Annotated in this window: 17 protein-coding genes; 10 read left to right on the forward strand and 7 right to left on the reverse strand. The window is 68.2% G+C overall.

What is annotated here, in order from left to right; all coding sequences use genetic code 11:
* Window positions 1-32: 32 nt before the first annotated feature.
* The 3 genes from ACFYXH_RS15040 to ACFYXH_RS15050 all read right to left on the reverse strand — a co-directional run bounded on the left by ACFYXH_RS15040 (window position 33) and on the right by ACFYXH_RS15050 (window position 2,764).
* Window positions 33-1,064: an alanine racemase gene (locus tag ACFYXH_RS15040; protein WP_389562677.1), complete on the reverse strand. Its 1,032-nt coding sequence runs from the start codon at window positions 1,062-1,064 to the stop codon at window positions 33-35.
* A gap of 121 nt (window positions 1,065-1,185) precedes the next feature.
* Window positions 1,186-2,304: a peptidoglycan bridge formation glycyltransferase FemA/FemB family protein gene (locus ACFYXH_RS15045; protein WP_327324753.1), complete on the reverse strand. Its 1,119-nt coding sequence runs from the start codon at window positions 2,302-2,304 to the stop codon at window positions 1,186-1,188.
* 148 nt (window positions 2,305-2,452) lie between these two features.
* Entirely contained in the window at window positions 2,453-2,764 is a 312-nt protein-coding gene (locus ACFYXH_RS15050) for a hypothetical protein (protein ID WP_389562679.1), read from the reverse strand.
* Between the two features lie 260 nt (window positions 2,765-3,024).
* Between ACFYXH_RS15050 and rpsF the strand changes: the two genes are divergently transcribed.
* The 4 genes from rpsF (at window position 3,025) to rplI (ending at window position 4,725) form a co-directional block, all read left to right on the forward strand.
* The gene (gene rpsF / locus ACFYXH_RS15055) at window positions 3,025-3,315 is read left to right on the forward strand and encodes a 30S ribosomal protein S6 (protein WP_004950685.1); all 291 of its coding nucleotides are present in this window, start codon (window positions 3,025-3,027) and stop codon (window positions 3,313-3,315) included.
* 74 nt (window positions 3,316-3,389) lie between these two features.
* Window positions 3,390-3,980 (forward strand): single-stranded DNA-binding protein, encoded by a 591-nt coding sequence (locus ACFYXH_RS15060; RefSeq protein WP_327324751.1) that lies wholly within the window; start codon window positions 3,390-3,392, stop codon window positions 3,978-3,980.
* A gap of 43 nt (window positions 3,981-4,023) precedes the next feature.
* Window positions 4,024-4,260: a 30S ribosomal protein S18 gene (rpsR, locus tag ACFYXH_RS15065; protein WP_003956534.1), complete on the forward strand. Its 237-nt coding sequence runs from the start codon at window positions 4,024-4,026 to the stop codon at window positions 4,258-4,260.
* 18 nt (window positions 4,261-4,278) lie between these two features.
* Window positions 4,279-4,725 carry a 50S ribosomal protein L9 gene (gene rplI, locus ACFYXH_RS15070; RefSeq protein WP_326651115.1) on the forward strand — a complete coding sequence of 149 codons (447 nt, stop codon included), beginning with the start codon at window positions 4,279-4,281 and terminating at the stop codon, window positions 4,723-4,725.
* A 145-nt stretch (window positions 4,726-4,870) separates the two neighbouring features.
* Here the strand turns inward: rplI and ACFYXH_RS15075 are convergent, their stop codons facing one another.
* Window positions 4,871-6,208 carry an MATE family efflux transporter gene (locus ACFYXH_RS15075; protein ID WP_389562681.1) on the reverse strand — a complete coding sequence of 446 codons (1,338 nt, stop codon included), beginning with the start codon at window positions 6,206-6,208 and terminating at the stop codon, window positions 4,871-4,873.
* Window positions 6,209-6,650: 442 nt separating this feature from the next.
* On the opposite strand from ACFYXH_RS15075, the gene dnaB reads away from it, so the two are divergent.
* A complete protein-coding gene (gene dnaB / locus ACFYXH_RS15080; protein ID WP_389563009.1) occupies window positions 6,651-8,114 on the forward strand; it encodes a replicative DNA helicase in 1,464 nt (487 codons plus the stop codon).
* A gap of 712 nt (window positions 8,115-8,826) precedes the next feature.
* Here dnaB and ACFYXH_RS15085 read toward each other — a convergent pair.
* The 3 genes from ACFYXH_RS15085 to dhaM form a co-directional block, all read right to left on the reverse strand.
* Window positions 8,827-9,315: an ATP-binding protein gene (locus tag ACFYXH_RS15085; RefSeq protein ID WP_389562683.1), complete on the reverse strand. Its 489-nt coding sequence runs from the start codon at window positions 9,313-9,315 to the stop codon at window positions 8,827-8,829.
* A gap of 75 nt (window positions 9,316-9,390) precedes the next feature.
* Window positions 9,391-9,681, reverse strand: coding sequence for an HPr family phosphocarrier protein (locus ACFYXH_RS15090; RefSeq protein WP_389562685.1), 291 nt, complete (start codon window positions 9,679-9,681; stop codon window positions 9,391-9,393).
* Window positions 9,665-10,057: a dihydroxyacetone kinase phosphoryl donor subunit DhaM gene (dhaM, locus tag ACFYXH_RS15095; RefSeq protein ID WP_389562687.1), complete on the reverse strand. Its 393-nt coding sequence runs from the start codon at window positions 10,055-10,057 to the stop codon at window positions 9,665-9,667. The genes ACFYXH_RS15090 and dhaM overlap by 17 nt, the downstream gene beginning before the upstream one ends.
* A gap of 60 nt (window positions 10,058-10,117) precedes the next feature.
* Here dhaM and ACFYXH_RS15100 point away from each other — a divergent pair, with 60 nt between their 5' ends.
* The 5 genes from ACFYXH_RS15100 to ACFYXH_RS15120 all read left to right on the forward strand — a co-directional run bounded on the left by ACFYXH_RS15100 (window position 10,118) and on the right by ACFYXH_RS15120 (window position 15,492).
* Window positions 10,118-10,894 carry an IclR family transcriptional regulator gene (locus ACFYXH_RS15100; protein ID WP_389562689.1) on the forward strand — a complete coding sequence of 259 codons (777 nt, stop codon included), beginning with the start codon at window positions 10,118-10,120 and terminating at the stop codon, window positions 10,892-10,894.
* A gap of 381 nt (window positions 10,895-11,275) precedes the next feature.
* Window positions 11,276-12,043 carry an MIP/aquaporin family protein gene (locus tag ACFYXH_RS15105; RefSeq protein ID WP_389562691.1) on the forward strand — a complete coding sequence of 256 codons (768 nt, stop codon included), beginning with the start codon at window positions 11,276-11,278 and terminating at the stop codon, window positions 12,041-12,043.
* Entirely contained in the window at window positions 12,040-13,038 is a 999-nt protein-coding gene (gene dhaK, locus ACFYXH_RS15110) for a dihydroxyacetone kinase subunit DhaK (RefSeq protein ID WP_389562692.1), read from the forward strand. Before ACFYXH_RS15105 ends, dhaK begins: the two co-directional genes overlap by 4 nt.
* Window positions 13,039-13,171: 133 nt before the next feature.
* Entirely contained in the window at window positions 13,172-13,813 is a 642-nt protein-coding gene (gene dhaL / locus ACFYXH_RS15115) for a dihydroxyacetone kinase subunit DhaL (RefSeq protein ID WP_389562694.1), read from the forward strand.
* Entirely contained in the window at window positions 13,810-15,492 is a 1,683-nt protein-coding gene (locus ACFYXH_RS15120) for a phosphoenolpyruvate--protein phosphotransferase (RefSeq protein WP_389562695.1), read from the forward strand. Before dhaL ends, ACFYXH_RS15120 begins: the two co-directional genes overlap by 4 nt.
* Window positions 15,493-15,622: the final 130 nt, after the last annotated feature.

Here is a 15,622-nt window from a genome sequence, read left to right on the forward strand (position 1 = left end):
GCTCTTGGGGCAGGGGACCTGGCCGGAGGGGCTCAGCGGTCGACGAGGCGGTCGAACTGCGTCGTCGTGTGGCGCAGATGAGCCACCAGTTCGTCGCCGACCTTCGGCTCCTGCGCGTCCGACGGTACGAACAGGATCGAGACCTGCATGTGCGGCGGCTCGGCGAACCAGCGCTGCTTGCCCGCCCAGACGAACGGCGAGAGGTTGCGGTTGACCGTCGCCAGGCCCGCGCGCGCGACACCCTTGGCGCGCGGCATCACACCGTGCAGAGCCTTCGGTGCCTCCAGGCCGACGCCGTGGGACGTACCGCCGGCGACGACGACCAGCCAGCCGTCGGATGCGGTCTTCTGCTGGCGGTAGCCGAAGCGATCGCCCTTGGCGACGCGGGTGACGTCGAGGACGGCGCCGCGGTACTCCGTGGCCTCGTGGTCGCCGAGCCACAGCCGCGTGCCGATACGGGCGCGGAATCGGGTCTGCGGGAACTGCTGCTGAAGACGGCCCAGTTCCTCGGCGCGCAGATGGCTGACGAACATGGTGTGCAGCGGCAGCCGGGCCGCGCGCAGCCGGTCCATCCAGCCGATGACCTCCTCGACCGCGTCGGAGCCGTCCGTGCGGTCGAGGGGGAGGTGGAGCGCGAAGCCTTCGAGGCGTACATCCTCGATCGCGGCGTGCAGCAGGCCGAGCTCCTGCTCACTCACGCCGTGGCGCTTCATGGAGCTCATGCACTCGATGACGACCCGCGCTCCCACCAGGGCGTGCACACCGTCGACGGACGAGACGGAGCGGATGACACGGTCAGGCAGCGGGACCGGCTCCTCGCCGCGCCGGAAGGGCGTGAGGACGAGGAGATCGCCGCTGAACCAGTCCTTGATCCGGGCCGCCTCGTAGGTGGTGCCGACGGCCAGCATGTCCGAGCCGAAGCGGGAGGCCTCGTCCGCGAGCCGCTCATGACCGAAGCCGTAACCGTTGCCCTTGCAGACCGGCACGAGGCCGGGGAACTGGTCGATAACGGACTTCTGGTGCGCCCGCCAGCGCGCGGTGTCGACGTAGAGGGAGAGCGCCATGGCCGGCCCGGAACCTTTCTGGTGGCTGCGGTGTATCAGAGATATGTACGAGATCTATGAGACTACGGCGTGGTGCACGGCAACGTCAGCGGTGTCGGTCGCGGCGTCGCCAGTAGCGACTTCAGCGACGCGACATGTAGATGTCGAGCGCCTTGTGGAGCAGCTTGTTGAGCGGGAAGTCCCACTCGCCGACGTACTCGACGGCCTCGCCGCCGGTGCCGACCTTGAACTGGATCAGGCCGAAGAGGTGGTCGGTCTCGTCGAGGGAGTCGCTGATGCCGCGCAGGTCGTAGACGGTCGCGCCCATCGCGTATGCGTCCCGCAGCATCCGCCACTGCATCGCGTTCGAGGGCCGGACCTCGCGCTTGTGGTTGGCGGAGGCGCCGTAGGAGTACCAGACATGGCCGCCGACGATCAGCATCGTCGCGGCCGCGACGTTCTCGCCTTCGTGGCGGGCGAAGTACAGCCGCATCCGGTTGGGGTCCTCGCCGTTCAGGACGGACCACATCTGCTGGAAGTACGACAGCGGGCGGGGCCTGAAATGGTCGCGCTCTGCGGTGACTTCGTAGAGCCGCTGCCACTCGGCGAGGTCGTCGTAGCCGCCCTGGACGACCTCGACGCCGGCCTTCTCGGCCTTCTTGATGTTGCGTCGCCACAGCTGGTTGAAGCCCTTGAGGACATCGTCCAGCGAGCGATTGGCGAGCGGTACCTGGAAGACATAGCGGGGCTGTACGTCACCGAAGCCGGCGCCGCCGTCCTCGCCCTGCTGCCAGCCCATCTTGCGCAGCCGGTCGGAGACCTCGAAGGCGCGCGGCTCGATATGGGTGGCCTCGACGTCACGCAGCCGCTTGACGTCCGGGTCCTGGATACCGGACTTGATGGCGGCCGCGTCCCAACGGCGAATGACCACCGGCGGGCCCATCTTCACGGAGAAGGCGCCCTGCTGCTTGAGATGGGCGAGCATCGGCTGCAGCCAGTCGTCCAGGTTCGGCGCGTACCAGTTGATCACCGGGCCCTCGGGCAGGTACGCGAGATAGCGCTTGATCTTGGGCAGCTGGCGATACAACACCAGCCCGGCACCGACCAGTTCACCGCTCTTGTCGAACCAGCCAAGGTTCTCCGAGCGCCATTCGGTCTTCACATCAGCCCACGCCGGGACCTGGCAGTGACTTGCCGCGGGCAGGCTCTGGATGTAAGCCAGATGCTGCTCTCGGCTGATGGTCCTCAGGGTCAGGGTCATGCGGGGCGCTCCTCGGCAGGTGTGTCCCCATGGGTACAGGGGCTCCGGCTCTCGCGCCGAAGCCTACTGCGCTGGGGGAGCGCCCCGGATGGCTGTAGGGAAGGAGCGGCCTTGTGGCCCCGTCCCCTCCTGTTCTGCTCTGCCCTGGCTAGATGATTCCGCCGAAGAGTCCGCCGTGTGCCATGCCGAGGTAGAAGCCGACCGCGGAAGCGCCGAGACCGATGATCAGCACGAAGCGTTCGCGGGTCGTCGCCGAGATGAACTGCCCGTACGCGCCCGTGATGATTCCCACCAGCCCGGCCCACGAGCTGAGCAGATGGAGGTTGTAGAACATCGCCGAGACGAAGGCGACAGCGCCGAGCACCAGCGTCACCGCCATCAGGGTGTCCTGAAGGGGATGGGGCTTGCCGTCGGTGGCGAAGAGGGAGACTGAGGACTGACGTCGCATTGCCTGTGCCATGAGGCACCTCCTGGCGTTGCCGGAAGGCGGCGCATCGTAGCGCCGCGCACACCCGATGTGTACAGATTGCGTCTCCTGGCCACCGGATTTCAACCGGAAGCCTGTCTGCAGGTACTCTGTACGGTCTGCACCGGTGTCTGCCCAGGCCAGAACGCGATCCTCCCGGATTGTCAGTGGCGGCCGATACCGTTGCTTACGCATCACGACCCTCCTGCCACGGAACGACCGTGGCCGCTGAGTCCAAAGGAGGTGGGTTCCACATGCGTCACTACGAGGTGATGGTCATCCTCGACCCCGATCTCGAGGAGCGCGCTGTCTCCCCGCTGATCGAGAACTTCCTCTCCGTCGTCCGTGAGGGCAACGGAAAGGTTGAGAAGGTCGACACCTGGGGCCGTCGTCGTCTCGCTTACGAGATCAAGAAGAAGCCCGAGGGCATCTACTCGGTCATCGACCTGCAGGCCGAGCCTGCGGTCGTCAAGGAGCTCGACCGCCAGATGAACCTGAACGAGTCGGTCCTCCGGACCAAGGTCCTCCGTCCCGAGACCCACTGAGCACCTAGCTCAGAGGTCATCGGGTTCGAGTAGCAGCAAGCAGCCAGAAGCAATCCCCGCCGAGAGGTTCACCCATGGCAGGCGAGACCGTCATCACGGTCGTCGGCAATCTCGTCGACGACCCCGAGCTGCGCTTCACCCCCTCCGGTGCGGCGGTCGCGAAGTTCCGTGTCGCGTCCACTCCCCGCATTTTCGACAAGCAGACCAATGAGTGGAAGGACGGCGAAGGCCTGTTCCTCACCTGCTCGGTCTGGCGTCAGGCGGCGGAGAACGTCGCGGAGTCGCTTACGCGAGGCATGCGCGTCGTCGTGCAGGGCCGGCTGAAGCAGCGGTCCTACGAAGACCGCGAGGGCGTCAAGCGCACGGTCTACGAGCTGGACGTCGAGGAAGTCGGCCCCAGCCTGAAGAACGCCACGGCCAAGGTCACCAAGACCACCGGTCGCGGTGGCCAGGGTGGCTATGGCGGCGGTCAGCAGCAGGGCGGCGGCAACTGGGGCGGCGGTCCCGGTGGTGGTCAGCAGCAGGGCGGCGGCGGTGCACCCGCCGACGACCCCTGGGCCACCAGTGCGCCGGCCGGCGGCGGCCAGCAGCAGGGCGGTGGGGGCGGCTGGGGCGGAAGCTCCGGCGGTTCCGGCGGCGGCTACTCGGACGAGCCTCCCTTCTAAGGGCAGCTCGTACCCCACTTCTTGATCACACAGGAGATACACCATGGCGAAGCCGCCTGTGCGCAAGCCGAAGAAGAAGGTCTGCGCATTCTGCAAGGACAAGACCGTGTACGTGGACTACAAGGACACGAACATGCTGCGGAAGTTCATTTCCGACCGCGGCAAGATCCGTGCCCGCCGCGTTACCGGCAACTGCACGCAGCACCAGCGTGACGTCGCCACGGCCGTGAAGAACAGCCGTGAGATGGCGCTGCTGCCCTACACGTCCACCGCGCGATAAGGGAAGGGTGACCGACCAATGAAGATCATCCTCACCCACGAGGTCTCTGGCCTCGGTGCCGCCGGCGATGTCGTTGACGTCAAGGACGGTTACGCTCGCAACTACCTGGTCCCGCGTGGTTTCGCGATCCGCTGGACCAAGGGTGGCGAGAAGGACGTGGCGCAGATCCGCCGCGCCCGCAAGATCCACGAGATCGCGACCATCGAGCAGGCCAATGAGATCAAGGCCCGGCTCGAGGCCGTAAAGGTGCGTCTGGCTGTTCGCTCCGGCGACGCCGGCCGCCTCTTCGGCTCCGTCACCCCGGCCGACATCGCCTCGGCGATCAAGGCTGCCGGTGGTCCGGACGTCGACAAGCGTCGCGTTGAGCTCGGTTCGCCGATCAAGACCCTGGGCTCGCACCAGGTGTCTGTGCGTCTGCACCCCGAGGTTGCCGCGAAGCTCGGCGTCGAGGTCGTCGCCGCGTAACGCTGCGCTCTGCAGAGCACGCGCTGCATAGCACGTGAGGGCCGCACCCCCTGGGGGTGCGGCCCTCTTGCTGTTCGTCCCAGTCGTCCATTTGTCGCCTGTTTCACGTGAAACATCGACCGTGGAACCCCGGACAGACGGTCTTTCAGCGCGTCGCACCGGTGACGAGCCAGCGACCGGAGCGCATTCTCAGCCAGAGCGTCAGCATGCGCACAGTCATCATCAGGGTCATGGCCCACCACAAGGCGGTCAGTCCGCCACCGAAGGTGGGGATGAGCAGGGCGACCGGCGCGAAGACCGCCAGCGTCACCAGCATCGCCCCGGCCAGGTAAGAGCCGTCACCGGCTCCCATCAGTACGCCGTCGAGGACAAAGACCACGCCCGCGATCGGCTGAGAGACGGCGACCACCAGCAATGCCGGGAGCAGGGTGCTGTGCACCGCCTGGTCGGTGGTGAACAGAGGGAGTAGGAGTGGTCGGGAGGCCACGATCACGATGCCGAGAACCACACCGGAGGCGACGCCCCACTGCACCATGCGGCGGCAGGCCTGCTGGGCGCCCTCGGCGTCGTCGGCTCCCAGATAACGGCCGATGATCGCCTGCCCGGCAATGGCGATCGCGTCGAGCGCGAAGGCCATCAGGCTCCACAGGGAGAGGACGATCTGATGGGCGGCGATCTCGGTGTCACCGAGGCGGGCCGCGACGGCAGTGGCGATCATCAGGACTGCGCGCAGCGAGAGCGTGCGGATCAGGAGGGGGACACCCGCCTGAGCGCTGGCCCGTATCCCGGCTGCGTCGGGGCGCAGGGAGGCACCGTGCCGACGTGCTCCCCGTACGACCACGACCAGATAGGCGGCGGCCATCGCGCACTGGGCGATAACGGTCCCCCAGGCGGAGCCGGCGATGCCGAAACCGGCGCCGTAGACGAGGGCGACGTTGAGTGCCGCGTTGGCGGCGAAGCCACCGATGGCCACGTACAGAGGGGTCCTGGTGTCCTGCAGGCCGCGCAGTACGCCGGTGGCGGCCAGCACGATCAGCATCGCGGGGATACCGAGGCTGGAGATCCGCAGATATGTGGTGGCGTACGGTGCGGCGGTGTCGGAGGCGCCGAAGAGCTGGACGAGCCAGGGGGCGGTGGGCAGGGTGACGGCGATGACGGCGACACCGAGCAGCAGGGCGAGCCAGATACCGTCCATGCCCTGCCGGATGGCGGCCGCGAGATCGCCCGCGCCCACGCGGCGTGCGACGGCGGCCGTGGTGGCGTAGGCGAGGAAGACGAAGATGCTGACGGCGGTCATCAGAAGGGCCGAGGCCACCGCCAGTCCGGCAAGTTGCGGCGTGCCGAGGTGGCCGACGATGGCGCTGTCCACCATCACGAAGAGAGGCTCGGCGACGAGGGCGCCGAAGGCGGGGACGGCGAGCGTGATGATCTCTCGGTCGTGCCGTTGCCGACGCGCCTTGGGTGCTGCGGGAGCCGCTGTCATGGCATCAATCTAATCTTCCACAGGTAAGAGATGCAATCGCCTTGCAGTCCTTACCGATCCTCTCGGTGCGCCTTCGGCTGAGTGCCGTTTGTTCTGATCTTGGTCCAGTCGGGAAAGTTTTTCTCCCCCACAGCCAGTGGACGGAAAAGAGCCAGGTCAGCGCGTGTGTGGCGGGGTGACTATGAATTTGTCCACAGTGCTGTCCCCCGGTCCGTGCACAGGTTCCGCAGGGTTCTCCACAACATCTGGTCCGTCGTCCACATGGCCTGTGGATAACCAGATTGGCTGACGGTGCCGACGGGCCTACCGTGGACCGTCGCCCGACGCGCCGGAAGCGGAGTCTGGCCGTTCGTTTTGTCAGTGTCGTGCCGTAGAAAGAGTGGCACGGCGAGGTCCGCGGAGCGGACGGGAGGAGGTGGCCCGGGTGAGCATTTCCGAGCCCTTGGACGACCCGTGGGCCGCAGACGGTCCCGGTGATCGTCTGCCCGTCTCCCGCCAGCGTCGCGGCGAAGGCCGCGGTGGTCGAGAGGACCAGCACGAGCGCGGCAGGGACAGCGGCGGCTGGGACGGAAGCTCCCCCGGCTTCGAGCGCGTGCCTCCCCAGGACCTGGACGCCGAGCAGTCCGTCCTCGGCGGCATGCTGCTCTCCAAGGACGCCATCGCCGACGTCGTAGAGATCATCAAAGGCCACGACTTCTACCGGCCCGCCCACGAGACGGTCTACACGGCGATCCTCGACCTCTATGCCAAGGGCGAGCCGGCCGACCCCATCACCGTCGCCGCCGAGCTGGTCAAGCGAGGCGAGATCACCCGGGTCGGCGGAGCGCCGTACCTCCACACGCTGGTCCAGTCGGTGCCGACCGCGGCCAACGCCTCGTACTACGCGGAAATCGTCCATGAGCGCGCTGTGCTGCGCAGACTCGTGGAGGCCGGCACCAAGATCACGCAGATGGGATACGCGGCCGACGGCGACGTCGACGAGATCGTCAACTCCGCCCAGGCCGAGATCTACGCCGTCACCGAGCAGCGCACCAGCGAGGACTATCTGCCGCTCGGCGACATCATGGAAGGCGCGCTCGACGAGATCGAGGCGATCGGCTCGCGCAGCGGCGAGATGACGGGTGTACCGACCGGGTTCACCGACTTCGACTCACTGACCAACGGTCTGCACCCCGGCCAGATGATCGTCATCGCGGCCCGGCCCGCCATGGGTAAGTCGACGCTGGCGCTGGACTTCGCCCGGGCCTGTTCGATCAAGAACAACCTGCCCAGCGTGATCTTCTCTCTCGAAATGGGGCGCAATGAGATCGCGATGCGCCTGCTCTCCGCAGAGGCGCGGGTGGCGCTGCATCACATGCGCTCCGGGACGATGACGGACGAGGACTGGACCCGGCTGGCGCGCCGCATGCCGGATGTCTCCCAGGCCCCGCTGTATATCGACGACTCCCCGAACCTCTCCATGATGGAGATCCGCGCGAAGTGCCGACGGCTGAAGCAGCGCAATGATCTGAAGCTGGTCGTCATCGACTATCTGCAGCTGATGCAGTCCGGTGGCTCGAAGCGCGCCGAGAGCCGTCAGCAGGAGGTCTCGGACATGTCCCGAAACCTCAAGCTGCTGGCCAAGGAACTCGAGCTCCCGGTGATCGCGTTGTCCCAGCTGAACCGTGGCCCCGAGCAGCGTACGGACAAGAAACCGATGGTCTCCGACCTGCGTGAATCGGGCTCCATCGAGCAGGACGCGGACATGGTCATCCTGTTGCACCGCGAGGATGCGTACGAGAAGGAGTCTCCGCGCGCGGGCGAGGCGGACCTGATCGTGGCCAAGCACCGTAACGGTCCGACGGCCACCATCACGGTCGCCTTCCAGGGGCACTACTCGCGCTTTGTGGACATGGCGCAGACCTGATCGAGCAGGCTGTAGGGTCTCAGATTTCGCGGCACAATCTCAGATCCGATGGCACATCTCCGCCTTCGTGAGACTTGCTGGTCGGGGCGATCACCCTTTCGGGTGATGGAGACTCCAGTCCGTCCGCTCGCCGATGTGGCACTGACTCCCTTGGCTGCACGGGCCATCGGCCGTGGGCTGAGGGTGTGCGATGGACAGCGCCACTGCGACGGTGAGGATCCGTCGACAGCGCGGTCCTCTCGTAAAGGACCGGGGTTGGGGCACGGCGCCCGTCGACCTTCTGCAGTCGACTCGCCCCTGGCGGACGTCGCCCGGTGCCAGCGCTTCCAGCGCATCAGTGGTCTTCCCGGCGAAGCAGCCCCCGGCCAACTAGGCCTCAAGGAGGCGCAGTTCCGAGCAGCGAGCATCCGCTATGCCGCCCTCCAGACCCCCGAGTATGAGTACGACAACAGATTCGGATCACAGCTGAACTGCCCGTCTCAGAATGGGAAGGCCACGATCGTTATCTAGGGTCAATCGGTTATCTGTGCAGCTCGGGCCGCTGGTGACCGTGTCTGGTCGCCGGGGGCGTATCGGCTCCAGCTGGCGATTGTTGATGAGTTACTCCGAGGAAGCCGGCCCGTCGTCGGCCGGTCGCGGCCGCCGTGATCACGGTCATCGCCATGCGCTTCTTCGCGGGTCCGGCCGTTCCTGTGCCCCGCCGGGATGTTCCTCAAGGGCTTGCAGTGGCAGCACTGCCAGTGTGGCCGGACGCCACGTGGAGCTCCGCCCATCGGGTCATCCTGTGGAGGTGCCGGGACAGGCCGTGTCGCATGGCAAGGGCCGCGATGATGCCGGTCCCGCGGCCGTGTTCTTCATGTTCCGCAGGGGGCGGTCTCTCGGGTGATCGGCCAGGTCGCGGTACCGGCCCAGCATCTGCGACCTCGATACGGAGTGTGTGACGGCCGCCGACCTCGGGCATCGACAGCCGCAGTACTGCTGGGGGCAGTGCGTGGGCAATCGCGTTGGTGATCAGTTCCGAGATCACCAGGATGGCGTCGTCTGCTATCTCCGTGGGCAGGGCCCAGCGGGCCAGGACCGTGCGTGCGCGGTGGCGCACGGCGGAGACGGCCTCAGGGATGTGCGGCAGCGGGAGGATGTACTCGGTCCGCGGGTGCGGTACCACGCTGGTGCCAGACGTGGTCATGGCCGGAGTGGTCATCCTCGACCACCTCCACTTGTCTCGGCTTCTCATATCGGAAGCGGCGGCTCGTTCGGTGCGGTGGCGCGTGGCCGGCTATTCGGCGGTGGCGAGGATCTCGGCCAACGCGGTGACGGCCTCGTCTGCGTCGGGGCCTTCGGCGCGGACGGTCACGCTGCTTCCGGCGGTTGCACCCAGGCCCATCACGGCGAGGACGCCGGTGGGGTTGACAGTGCGGCCGCCGTGCTCCAGCTGTATTGCGCTGGTGTACTTGGCTGCGGCGCGGGCGAGTTGGCCTGCGGGGCGGGCGTGCAGGTTGGCGGGCAGGACGACGGCGATTTCGTGGCTCACCGTGGTCGTGGCGGTGGACTCAGAGCTTGGGGACATGACGGGCCTCCTTGGCGGCGTTGGCGACGGTCTTCAGGTCGGCGCCGGATGCGGCAGTGACGACGGCTGCGACGGCTCCTTCGACGAAGGGTGCGTCGACGATGGTGACGTCGGTGCGGGGATGGTCTTCCAGAACGGTGCGGGCGGTCAGGACGGAGCTGCCGAGGTCGGGGAGGACAACGACGCCGGCTCCGCGGTCGGCGTTGCGGATGGCGGCCAGGACGAGGTCGTAGCTGGTGCCGATCCGGCCGTCCTCAGTTCCTCCGGCGGTGGCGAGGGGGACTGTGTCGGAGCCGATCTGCTCCACCAGCAGGCGAAGGCCCGCGGCGAGCTCGGCGCTGTGGGACACGAGTACGATGCCGACAGGGTTGCTCATGAACAACCACGCTATATCTCAGAACGTTGTTCATCAATACTGAACGAGGAGAATTCTTCGATGGTGCAAGCGGTGCAGCGGGCGGTGCAGATCTTGCGGGAGCTCGCATCCACGGGTCCCCGGCTGGGTGTGACCGAGCTGGCCGACCGCTTGGGCGTGGCCAAGCCGACCGTCCATGCCCTGCTGCGCACGCTGGAGGGCGAGGGGCTGGTGGTGCAGGACCGTGACAGCTCCAAGTACCAGCTCGGCCCGGACCTGGTGCAGCTGGGCAACGCCTACTTGGACACTCAGGAGCTGCGGACCCGCTCGCTGACCTGGGCGGACCAGCTCGCCACCCGGGCGAACGAGGCGGTGTGGGTGGCCGTGCTCACCGGCGACCACGTCCTGGTGGTGCACCACGCCTTCCGGCCGGAGGGTGCCGTCCAGATCCTCGAGGTGGGAGCCAGCATCCCGTGGAGCACCTGCGCCCTGGGTAAAGCCATCGTGGCCTTCGCTCCGGCGGCCGAGCGTGAGCGGCTGCTCGCGGGCGACCGGGCAGTGCTCACCGGCGCCAGCATCACCGACCCGGAGGAGCTGGCCGGCCAGCTGAAGGAGATCCTCAGGACGGGGTACGCGATCGAGGACCAGGAGTCCGCCATCGGGGACGCGGGCATCGCATCCCCTGTCTTCGACCGCTCCGGCGAGGTGGTCGGCGCCATCGGCATTGTCGGCCCCGTCGAGCGGCTGCTGGCCGAATCGGCACGTCAGGATCTTGCGGTCGCGGTCCGGGAGACCGCCCGCAACCTCTCCCGCGACCTGGGTGCCCCGCGGGGGACCGCCCGCATCGCCGGCCCCTGACCTGCCCGCCCCGCCCCCCACCGGCCTCGCGCGCACCTGACCTGCACACTCCGCATCCACCTGCAGCTCGGCCGCGGCGTCCGCCGTCCCCGCCACCTGCCCCTCGCCCAGGCCCCTCGGCGCATCGCCGTGGGGCCTTCTCCGTGTCCGCAGTGCCCGTAGTCGCCGAACCTCTTGACAGGCGTGAAACGCAGGCTTAACTTTCGGAACAACGTTCATCCATAGTGAACGACTTCCCGGATTCCGCTGGTTATCCGGTTTCCCCTGAGCCGGCCGCCAGGTTGCCCGACCCTGACCACCTGGCGGCCACCTCCCTTCATAGCCCGCTCCACGCGGAGGAGGTGAGACGCCCAAGCTGCCGCTCGGCACTGGGCGCCATCAATGGAAGAAAACACCTACCTACAGAAGCTTCTCGCCGAGATGCTGGGCACCGCGGTGCTGGTGTTCATCGGCGTCGGTTCAGTCCCCGCCACGCTCATAGTCGGCGGCGACGCGCCTTTCACCATGGCGCAGCTGGGAATGATCTCGCTGGCCTTCGCCACCGCCGTCATCGCCATGGTCTATGCGATCGGCCATATCTCCGGCTGTCAGATCAACCCGGCCATCACCCTGGCGCTCGCCGCCACGAAGAAGATGCCCTGGCGGGACGTCCCCGGCTACATCGCAGCGCAGGTGGCCGGGGCGGTGCTGGGCGCGCTTGCGATCGTCGGAGTGCTGGGGAAGAAGGCGGTCGACGTCGGCCTCGGTATCGCCGCCTACGGCACCGGTGTCGGCGCCGGGCAGGCATTCTTCGCCGAAGCAGTCGGCACGTTCATCCTTGCTTTCGTCGTCTTCGGGGCCATCGATCGGCGCGCGGCCGGCGGCTTCGCGGGCTTGGCCATCGGCCTCGGCGTGTTCGCGATCATCATTCCGGTGGCGCCCGCCACCGCCGCGTCCATCAACCCGGCAAGGACGCTCGGCCCGATGATCACCGGCGAGCTTTTCGACGGCACGGTCCACTGGGACCAGCTGCCCGTCTACCTGGTCGCCGAGGTGATCGGCGCGGTTGCCGCCGGCGTTCTCTACACCGCCCTCAACGCCCACCGCAAGGCAGCCGCAGCCGAGCACCGAGCCGGCCAGCCCGCCACTGCCGAAGGAGCCCTGTCATGAAGAAGCTCATCAACGCCCCCGAGGCGGTGCTGGACGAGGCCCTGGCCGGCATCGCCGCCGCCCACCCCGAACTGAAAGTCGACGCGGAGAACAAGGTGATCGCCCGCGCCAACGGCACCAGGACGGGCAAGGTGGCCCTGATCTCCGGCGGTGGTTCCGGGCACGAGCCCTTGCACGGCGGTTTCGTGGGACTGGGCATGCTGGATGCGGCCTGTCCCGGGGAGGTGTTCACCTCGCCCGTCCCCGGCCAGATGCTGACCGCCGCGCAGGCCGTCAACGGCGGCTCCGGCGTGCTGTTCATCGTGAAGAACTACACCGGTGACGTCCTCAACTTCCAGATGGCTGCCGAACTGGCCGCCGAGGAAGGCATCACGGTGGAGACCGTGCTGGTCGACGACGATGTCGCCGTCCAGGACTCCACCTGGACCGCGGGGCGCCGCGGCACCGGCGCCACCGTCTTCGTCGAGAAGATCGCCGGTGCTCTCGCCGAGAACGGCGCCGACCTCGCCGCCGTGGCGGAGATGGGCAAGCGGGTCAACGCCGCCTCCCGGTCCTTCGCCGTGGCACTGACCGCCTGCACCACCCCCGCTTCGGGCAAGCCGGGCTTCGACCTGCCCGAGGACGAGATGGAGGTCGGCGTCGGCATCCACGGCGAGCCCGGCCGCCGCAGGGAGAAGCTCCGGTCGGCCAAGGAGATCGTGACCACTGCCTTGGACGCGATCCTGGCCGACCAGCCGCTTGTCGCCGGGGACGAGACCATCGTCTTGGTCAACGGCCTCGGCGGCACACCGCTCATCGAGCTGTATGTGGTCTTCAACGAGGTCGCCGCCGCACTCGCGGACAAGGGCGTGGTCATCGCCCGCAATCTTGTTGGGAACTATGTGACCAGCCTGGACATGGCCGGTGTTTCCATCACCGTGTGCAACGCCGACGCCGACATGCTGTCTCTGTGGGACGCACCCGTGAAAACCCCCGCCCTGCGCTGGGGCGCCTGAACCGAGCCGGGGGCGGGGCCGCGCGATACGCGAGGGCCGGGCCGGAGCCTTCCCGCGCCAGCTCTCCCGGACCGCACCCCCGGATCCGCCCCCGCCCCCGGCTCACCCAACCGTGAACTGCCACGCACCGACCATGAACGGAGACTCCGTGGACATCGACCTCGCCCGCACCTGGGTGCAGGCCATTGCAGCCGCCGTCGACAAGCACAAAGACCACCTCACCCAGCTCGACTCGGCCATCGGCGACGCCGACCACGGCGTCAACATGAAACGCGGCTTCTCCGCCGTCACCACGGCCCTGGCCGACTACAAGCCGGACACCGTCGGGGCCGTGCTGGTCAAAACGGGCACCACCCTCATCTCCAGCGTCGGTGGCGCCTCCGGCCCGCTGTACGGCGGCGCCTTCCGCGCCATGGGCAAGGCCCTTGACGCACCCACCGCCGACACGCAGCAGTTCGCCACCGCACTCGCTGCCGGCCTGGAAAGCATCCGGAAGCTCGGTTCGGCCGCACCCGGCGACAAGACCATGATCGACGCCTACGCCCCCGCGCTTGCCGCCTTCCAGCAGCACGTCGGCGCCGGAGCCGACTTCGCCGCCGCGGCCCTGGCCGCCGCTGGCGCTGCAGAGGAAGGTATGCGCGCGACCACCCCCATGCAGGCGCGCAAGGGCCGGGCCTCCTATCTCGGTGCCCGCAGCATCGGCCACCAGGACCCGGGTGCCACCTCCACCGCCCTGATCTTCCGCGAACTCGCCGAGGTGGTGGCTTCCCGATGATCCGCCGCACCTACGCCGGGCATACCGCCGCACCCGGCATAGCCCTGGGGTTCCTCCACCGCACCGACCGCCCGCCCACCAGAACCGCGCTCCCCCACCGCACCAGTGGCGACCCCGCACAGCAGATCACCGACGCCTTCGATGCCGCCGCCGCCCGCCTGCTCGACCTGTCCACCTCGCTGCGTGAACAGGGCAAGGACGAAGAGGCCGACATCATGGAGGTCAACGGCTACATCGCGCAGGACCACGAGCTGCGCGAACAGGCCATCAAACGAGCGAACGACGCCCAGCCGGTACCCGTCGCCGTCCGGCAGGCCATCGATACCTACGCCCGGACCATCGCCGCCCTGGACGACCCGACTCTGGCCGAACGCGCCGCCGACGTACGGCAGGTCGGCCGCCGCGTCCTGGCCCACCTGCACGGCGACACCGGCCACGCACCCGACCAGCCCCTTGTCCTGGTCGCCCACGAGATCGGTGCGGCGGACCTGCTGGAACCCGGCCAGACGGTCACCGCCGCCATCTCCGTGACCGGCGGCCCGAACTCCCACGCCGCGATCGTCGCCCGCTCACAGGGCATCCCCTTCCTCCTGGCCGTCGACCCCCAGCTGCTCGACCTGCCGGACGGGCAGGAGATCCTGCTCGACGCCGACCGGGCCACCGCGGTCGCCCACCCCAACGACGACGAACGCGCAACCGCGCTCCACGCCATGGACGCCGCCCGCACCCGCAGACTCGCGCTCGCCGAAGAGCGCCACCTGCCGGCCCACACACTCGACCACCACCCCATGGTGCTGCGGGCCAACGTGGCGACCCCGACCGACGCCCGCGCAGCCCTCGCGGCCAACGCCGAGGGTGTCGGCCTGCTTCGCACCGAGCTGCCCTTCCTCAACCACCCCGCCTGGCCCACCCGCAACCAGCACACGGCCACACTCGTCCCCGTCCTGCGCGCACTCGCCGGACAGACCGTCACCGCCCGCACCCTCGACTTCGCCGACGACAAGCTCCCGCCGTTCCTGTCCCGCCTCCAGGGCGCGCGGATCGGCCGCGGTCTGCCGCTCATGCTGGCCCAACCCGACGCCTTCGCCGATCAGTTCCGCAGCCTGCTCGGCGCGGGAGCAGAGACCGATCTGCGCATCATGATCCCCATGGTCGCCGGCATCGACGAACTCCGTGCCTGCCGACGCCTTCTCCAGGCCGCAGCCGCCGAAGCCGGTGTCCCGACCCCGCCGCTGGGCATCATGGTGGAACTCCCCGAAGCCGTCGCCGCGGCCGACGACCTCGCCCGCGAAGCCGCCTTCCTCTCCATCGGAAGCAACGACCTCACCTGCCAGATCCTGAGCCTGGACCGGCGCGACCCCACCGCCACCCCCGCCATGGCCGCGCACCCCGCCGTCCTCAACGCCATCGCCCAAGTCGTCACCGCCGCCCACCGCCACCACCGCCAGGTCTCCGTCTGCGGGGACGCCGCGGCCGACCCCCTCGTCACCCCCCTCCTCATCGGCCTCGGCTGCGACATCCTCTCCGTCGCACCCGCCGCCCTCGACGAAGTACGCGCCCGCATCCGCCGCCTGCGCCATGACACCTGCGCCTCCCTGGCGGCCATCGCCCTCACCCGCGAAACCGCCGAAGAGGTCTGGCGACTCGTCGAGCAGTGCTGCCTGCCGTCGCTGCCCTGACCCGAGGCGCACATGGCGCGATCAGTCGAGCGTAGGCAGGTCCGACCGGACCGGCCCACCAGGATTTGCGTGAAGCGCAAGGTGACGCCCTGACAAATCCTACTGGTCCATCCCATTTAAGGGATTTCTG

Source organism: Streptomyces sp. NPDC002730, from assembly GCF_042888805.1.
In the GTDB taxonomy this organism is placed as follows: domain Bacteria; phylum Actinomycetota; class Actinomycetes; order Streptomycetales; family Streptomycetaceae; genus Streptomyces.

Excerpts from the sequence above, each read along its gene's own strand:
- ACFYXH_RS15100 (WP_389562689.1), top strand. The coding sequence starts at position 10,118 with ATGGTGCAAGCGGTGCAGCGGGCGGTGCAGATCTTGCGGGAGCTCGCA.
- ACFYXH_RS15060 (WP_327324751.1), top strand. The coding sequence starts at position 3,390 with ATGGCAGGCGAGACCGTCATCACGGTCGTCGGCAATCTCGTCGACGAC.
- ACFYXH_RS15075 (WP_389562681.1), bottom strand. The coding sequence starts at position 6,208 with ATGACAGCGGCTCCCGCAGCACCCAAGGCGCGTCGGCAACGGCACGAC.
- rplI (WP_326651115.1), top strand. The coding sequence starts at position 4,279 with ATGAAGATCATCCTCACCCACGAGGTCTCTGGCCTCGGTGCCGCCGGC.
- ACFYXH_RS15045 (WP_327324753.1), bottom strand. The coding sequence starts at position 2,304 with ATGACCCTGACCCTGAGGACCATCAGCCGAGAGCAGCATCTGGCTTAC.
- ACFYXH_RS15120 (WP_389562695.1), top strand. The coding sequence starts at position 13,810 with ATGATCCGCCGCACCTACGCCGGGCATACCGCCGCACCCGGCATAGCC.
- rpsF (WP_004950685.1), top strand. The coding sequence starts at position 3,025 with ATGCGTCACTACGAGGTGATGGTCATCCTCGACCCCGATCTCGAGGAG.
- dhaM (WP_389562687.1), bottom strand. The coding sequence starts at position 10,057 with ATGAGCAACCCTGTCGGCATCGTACTCGTGTCCCACAGCGCCGAGCTC.
- ACFYXH_RS15050 (WP_389562679.1), bottom strand. The coding sequence starts at position 2,764 with ATGGCACAGGCAATGCGACGTCAGTCCTCAGTCTCCCTCTTCGCCACC.
- ACFYXH_RS15090 (WP_389562685.1), bottom strand. The coding sequence starts at position 9,681 with ATGTCCCCAAGCTCTGAGTCCACCGCCACGACCACGGTGAGCCACGAA.
- dhaK (WP_389562692.1), top strand. The coding sequence starts at position 12,040 with ATGAAGAAGCTCATCAACGCCCCCGAGGCGGTGCTGGACGAGGCCCTG.
- ACFYXH_RS15040 (WP_389562677.1), bottom strand. The coding sequence starts at position 1,064 with ATGGCGCTCTCCCTCTACGTCGACACCGCGCGCTGGCGGGCGCACCAG.
- ACFYXH_RS15085 (WP_389562683.1), bottom strand. The coding sequence starts at position 9,315 with ATGACCACTCCGGCCATGACCACGTCTGGCACCAGCGTGGTACCGCAC.
- ACFYXH_RS15105 (WP_389562691.1), top strand. The coding sequence starts at position 11,276 with ATGGAAGAAAACACCTACCTACAGAAGCTTCTCGCCGAGATGCTGGGC.
- dhaL (WP_389562694.1), top strand. The coding sequence starts at position 13,172 with ATGAACGGAGACTCCGTGGACATCGACCTCGCCCGCACCTGGGTGCAG.
- rpsR (WP_003956534.1), top strand. The coding sequence starts at position 4,024 with ATGGCGAAGCCGCCTGTGCGCAAGCCGAAGAAGAAGGTCTGCGCATTC.